This is a genomic window from Lishizhenia sp. (genome assembly GCF_057456495.1).
Window position 1 is genome coordinate 1 of record NZ_JBVCPV010000195.1, and the last position, 5,294, is coordinate 5,294.

Genomic DNA, 5,294 nt, shown 5'->3' on the forward strand with positions numbered 1-5,294 from the left:
GTTAATGTTAAAAACAACGAGGCTAAAGATTTTGCAGAAGCTGCGGTGTTAAACGACATCTTAAAAGGAAAGAACTCTGAGGAGGTTTTCTTAGGAAACACGTACAACGACGTAAAAAACAAGAGTATTGCTTTAGGACTTGACCTTAAGGGTGGAATGTCTGTAACTTTAGAATTATCTACTCCAGCATTGGTGAAAAACTACGCTGCAGATGTAAACAGTAATTCTTTTTCTTCAGCATTTGATGCTGCAGTAGAGGAGTACAATACAGTAGGTGGTGATTTTGTTGACATTTTCGCACGTAAGCACAAAGAGTTGTCTCCAGAAGTTAACTTAATTGAAGACTTCTCTACACAAGAAACGTTAGAAGAGCTTTCTATTCAGTCTACAGATGAGGAAGTAGTTGCATTTTTGAAATCTTTATACAAAGATGCACTTTCAGGAGTTGAGACGATCATGGAAAACCGTATTAACCAATTCGGTGTTGCTCAACCAAACATTACAAGAGACGAAGAAACAAACAGAATTTACATTGAATTACCTGGTGTAAAAGATCAAACTACTGTAAGAAACAGATTGCAATCTACTGCAAACTTAGAATTCTACAGAGCGATCAAAGGAAATGAGATTGGTGGTATCATCAATGCATTGTTAGTGGACGAAGAGGAAGCAGATGTATTGGATGATTTGTTAAACGAATCTGCAGATTCTACGGCAGTTGCTGAAAATGCAGAAACGGCTACAGAAACAGATACTACTTCTTTAGAGTCTTTATTAGGTGACGAAACAGCAGAAGCTGATGAGCCAGCGAAAACTCCAGAGTTATTAAAGATTTTCCAACCTATGATCTCACAAGATCAAGGGTTCATGCCAACACCTATCATCGGTTATGCAAAGGCAAAAGATACAGCACGTGTAAACGAGTTGATCAATGAAAAAGCTGCTGAGATGTTAACAGGTCAGGTAATCTTTGCTTGGGCGAACTACGAAACTAAATTCGATAACAACGATACTTTATACTACGAATTATTTGCTTTACAAGTACCAGAAGATGGTAAGGCTAGAGTAGGTGGTTCTGACATTGATAAAGCAAACGTAGGTGTTGATGAAAACTCTGCTACAATTTCTGTAAACGTTACAATGAATCCTGAAGGAGCTGATAAGTGGGCTGAAATGACGGATGAATTGAGACCAAGAACTGGAGCTAACGGAGGAATGATTTACGAATACATTGCCATCACAATGGATAACAAAGTATTCTCTGCACCTCGTATTAACGGACCTATCCCTGGTGGTAACACACAAATCACAGGTAACTTTACAGCTGAAGAGGCAAAAGGTTTAGTAAACTTATTGAACGGTGGAGCTTTACCTGCACCATGTGTTATTGTTGACGAAGCAGTTGTTGGACCAACGATTGGAGAAGCAAACTCAAGAGGTGGTTTAATCTCTTTCGGTATTGCATTGGCTATCGTATTGGCATACATGATTTTTTACTACGGTAAAGCAGGTGTTATTGCTGATATCGCATTGGTTGCAAACATTTTATTCATTGTAGGTTGTTTAGCTGCCTTCGGAGCTGTATTAACTTTAGCGGGTATTGCAGGTATCGTATTAACTATCGGTATGTCTGTAGATGCTAACGTATTGATCTACGAAAGAATTAGAGAAGAGATTGCAGACGGAAAAGGAATGAAGTTAGCTGTGAAAGATGGTTACAAGAAAGCATTAGCTGCTATTCTGGATGCCAACATCACAACATTGTTAACTGCCTTTGTATTGAAATCTTTCGGTACAGGACCAATCGAATCTTTCGCTTCTACTTTAATCATCGGTATTTTCACTTCTGTATTTGCAGCGGTTGTTATTACTCGTTTGATTTTCGAATGGAGATTGGAAAAATCAGCAACATTTGATTTCTCTACGAAAGCATCTAAAGGATTGTTCAAAAACTTAAATTTCCAATTCATCAAGAACAGAAAGAAATTCTACATCGTTTCTGGTTTATTGGTAGTACTTGGATTGGTAGCTATCTTCACAAGAGGATTAAAACCATCTGTTGAATTTGCTGGAGGTAGAACTTACGAAATGGTATTTACTCAGCCAGTAGCAGATAAAATTGATGAAATCGAATCTGAATTAAGAGCGAACCTTATTGAGAAAGATGGTAAAGCGGCTTCAGTAGAGGTGAAATCAAGAAATTCTGATTTCCGTGTGGAAATTGCAACAAACTACTTATCTACAGTACCTGGTTCTGGAGAGCAAGTACATGAGGCAATTGAAAATACGTTGGAAGCGCACGTTGCAGATTACGGTACTTCTAAAATTGAAAACTCTCGTTCTGTATCAGTTTCTATCTCTGAAGAATTGAAATCTTCTTCATTGTTAGCGATTGTATTGTCATTGATTATCATCTTCGCGTACATCTTAGTAAGATTCGGTAAGTGGCAGTATGGTGCAGGAGCTATCTTTGCAATGATCCACGATGTTACTATCGTATTAGGTATCTTCGCTGCATTGCACGGAAAGTTAGGATTCAACATGGAGATTGACCAAGCGTTTATCGCAGCGATCTTAACAGTTGTTGGTTACTCTATTAACGATACCGTGGTTGTATTCGATAGAATTAGAGAATACTTAAACAAATACAGAGGTAAGGATAGAAAAGAAGTAATTAACCTTGCTTTGAATACTACATTAAGTAGAACAATCAATACGTCGTTATCTACATTCATCGTATTGTTAACGATCTTCATTTTTGACGAAGGTGGAGCAATTAGAGGTTTCGTATTCGCATTGATGATTGGTGTGGTTGTAGGTACTTACTCTTCTATCTGTATTGCAACTCCGGCAGTAGTTGATTTAGGAGCTAAGGCTGACGAAGAAAAAGAGAAGAAAAAAGTAGAGGAAGAAGCAATGGCTTAGGCACTACTTTCATATATTAAAAATCCCCGTTGTTTATTCAGCGGGGATTTTTTATTTCGGGGAAAATAGTTTGTTGATCAACGAAGTTTATGCTTTCTTAGCGTCAAGTATACGTTTGGCTTGTTGAATGTGTCGTTCATTATGAGCACTCACAAAATGAAAGGTATCACCTAATTTAAGTTTGAACCATTTACTGATAGATATAGGAGTTCTGAAATTGAGGTTTTTCTTCTTGGCAAGTTCCAGTAAATGAAGAAATTCTTTTTGTTGACCAATAAATCTATCTAAATGTTGAAGGTTTAAAGTGCTACCCGCTGGATTTTTGTCTTTGAAGGTTTTCATTTTATTCAGTTTCTCCTTTGGATACATGCTTTGAGTAAAGTAATTACCAAAAAATCCGGGTTTATAATTCGCGCTTTTAGCGGGTGGGGCTTTTTCTAAACTTTTGGTTAAGGAAGGATTGTAAAAATCACCATAGAGGTTCAGGTGCTCAATACATTCTAAAATGCTCCAAGAATTCTCATCTGCTTTATCATTGAGGGTGGCAAGATCTTCTGTTTTACAGTCCAAGGCAAACTGTATATGTTTGGTACTGTTCTCTTGCAAAAGTTTTATTAATTGAATCGTTTCCATAGTACTTTGTTTCCAATACAAAGGTCGAAAATTGATTCTTTATAAATCTTGATTCAAATTAAGAATTCATGATGCGCGAAAGTGTTTCAGGTGTCATACGCAGGTAATCGGCAATGTATTTATTCGAAACTTCTTGGAAAAGCTGAGGACTTCTTTGTAGAACGCGCTTGTATCTCTCTGTGGGAGAGGAAATCAATAAATCTTTTTCGCGTTCAAGTTGTTGGATGATTAAGTCTTGAAGCATAAGTATCCATTCTTCCTTAAATTGAGGGTGTTGGCATAGTAATTCTTCAAATTTGGATTTAGACAATATTTTAATTTGAGTTTTTCTTAAGGCTTGGATATGAAAATCCGAAGGAGAATTTAAAATGAAACTGTCTAATGCTGCAATGATGTTGTGCGTATACCCAAAGCGGATGGTATGTTCTTCTTCACCATTCACCCAATAAATGCGCAAACAACCTTCTGAGATGAAATAGATATTGGTATTGGTTTTGTCAAAGCAGTCAATGTAATCACCTCTTTTTAGGGTGAGTTCATTTTCCCATAGTGCATTGGAATGAATGTACTGAAGTAAGTTATTTTCTTCGGGCATGCTGTTTGATTAATAATTGGTCCAAATCCCTTCTGATTTTTGAGCGTATAGCAGCTCGTACAAATGTAAATTCTAAAAGTATAAGAAAAGGTAGGTAGTACAATATTTCAAGTCGATCTACTAAGTATGCAATACTACAGGCCAGGATACTCGAAAAGATGAGGACCAAGTAAATAATATTGGTTTTGGCTAGAACTTCGTAGGTATGATCTTTCTTTTTGCCAAGATAAAGTAGGGTGTATGAAAGGATGTACCTACCAGCCTTACCTAAATCAAGATATGTGTTATATTTCTTTTGAGACTGAAGTTTTAAGTCTTTGTGGTTTAGTTTGTTGGTGTAATAAAAACGCATTGTTATGCTTTCCCAATTTGCTTTATAAAAGCCTGTAGTTCTTCTGGTTTTTGAGTACCAATCAAACGCTTTTTACCGTTTTTAAAGACTAAACGGAGACCTTTATTTCCTTTCACATTATATACCCATCCATAAGCTGGAGCAAAACGTATTCCCCATCCTACAAAACCGTATTTAACAACTTGACTTTCTTCTATATCCTCCCACTTGTAATACTTGGTAAAAAAGGGAAACACTTGAACTTTAATTCCGTTTTTATCTATTGTTGTGTGCTGACGCCATACGAGAAATAATACGATAACCAGCATAATTATCCCAATACTGAGGATAAACTCATCCATTAGAAATTTTCCTTGATCTTTTCCCCATAGAAATTGGTAGGTCATGATACCGGCAACGGCAAGTAATATTCCCCAAATCCAGAGTTGGGTAAATTTTTGTGTTTCTTTAAACGTAGTATCCATTCTTTCAGCTTTTAGGAAATATAATTATTTTTAACGAAATTCCTTATGTCTCCGACCAGCTATAAATATAAGTCGATGGGTAATCAAAACTCTAACCTACCGGATCCACCAAACCCGAATGGATGTGCAATTTGGATAATTCTATTTATAGTGTTAATTGGGTTGTTGATGTTATTTAATTTCGAAGTTTGAGCTAGAAGTTATTTAAACGATATAGATTTAAACTACTTCATCTTCATCCTCCTCATATTCTTCAATAATCTTTTCCATTTGAACCGTTTGTGAACGTATATTTCTAGAAACCTTGTGTCTCAAAAATTTAACA

The 5,294-nt window shown here is 36.3% G+C and carries 4 protein-coding genes; 1 reads left to right on the top strand and 3 read right to left on the bottom strand.

Annotated features, from left to right (window positions below):
- Nucleotides 1-2,925 (top strand): protein translocase subunit SecD (secD, locus tag AC22ZQ_RS12240; RefSeq protein ID WP_318959056.1); only part of this gene is annotated, 2,925 nt, incomplete at its 5' end.
- Between the two features lie 87 nt (nt 2,926-3,012).
- Here secD and AC22ZQ_RS12245 read toward each other — a convergent pair.
- The 3 genes from AC22ZQ_RS12245 to AC22ZQ_RS12255 all read right to left on the bottom strand — a co-directional run bounded on the left by AC22ZQ_RS12245 (nt 3,013) and on the right by AC22ZQ_RS12255 (nt 4,969).
- Nucleotides 3,013-3,558, bottom strand: a complete 546-nt coding sequence (locus AC22ZQ_RS12245; RefSeq protein ID WP_318959057.1) for a DinB family protein — start codon at nt 3,556-3,558, stop codon at nt 3,013-3,015.
- Between the two features lie 58 nt (nt 3,559-3,616).
- Nucleotides 3,617-4,153, bottom strand: coding sequence for a Crp/Fnr family transcriptional regulator (locus tag AC22ZQ_RS12250; RefSeq protein ID WP_318959058.1), 537 nt, complete (start codon nt 4,151-4,153; stop codon nt 3,617-3,619).
- 354 nt (nt 4,154-4,507) lie between these two features.
- Nucleotides 4,508-4,969 carry a hypothetical protein gene (locus tag AC22ZQ_RS12255; protein ID WP_318959059.1) on the bottom strand — a complete coding sequence of 154 codons (462 nt, stop codon included), beginning with the start codon at nt 4,967-4,969 and terminating at the stop codon, nt 4,508-4,510.
- Between the last annotated feature and the right edge of the window lie 325 nt (nt 4,970-5,294).

Coding starts and splice junctions, on each gene's coding strand:
- AC22ZQ_RS12245 (WP_318959057.1), bottom strand. CDS start 3,558: ATGGAAACGATTCAATTAATAAAACTTTTGCAAGAGAACAGTACCAAA.
- AC22ZQ_RS12250 (WP_318959058.1), bottom strand. CDS start 4,153: ATGCCCGAAGAAAATAACTTACTTCAGTACATTCATTCCAATGCACTA.
- AC22ZQ_RS12255 (WP_318959059.1), bottom strand. CDS start 4,969: ATGGATACTACGTTTAAAGAAACACAAAAATTTACCCAACTCTGGATT.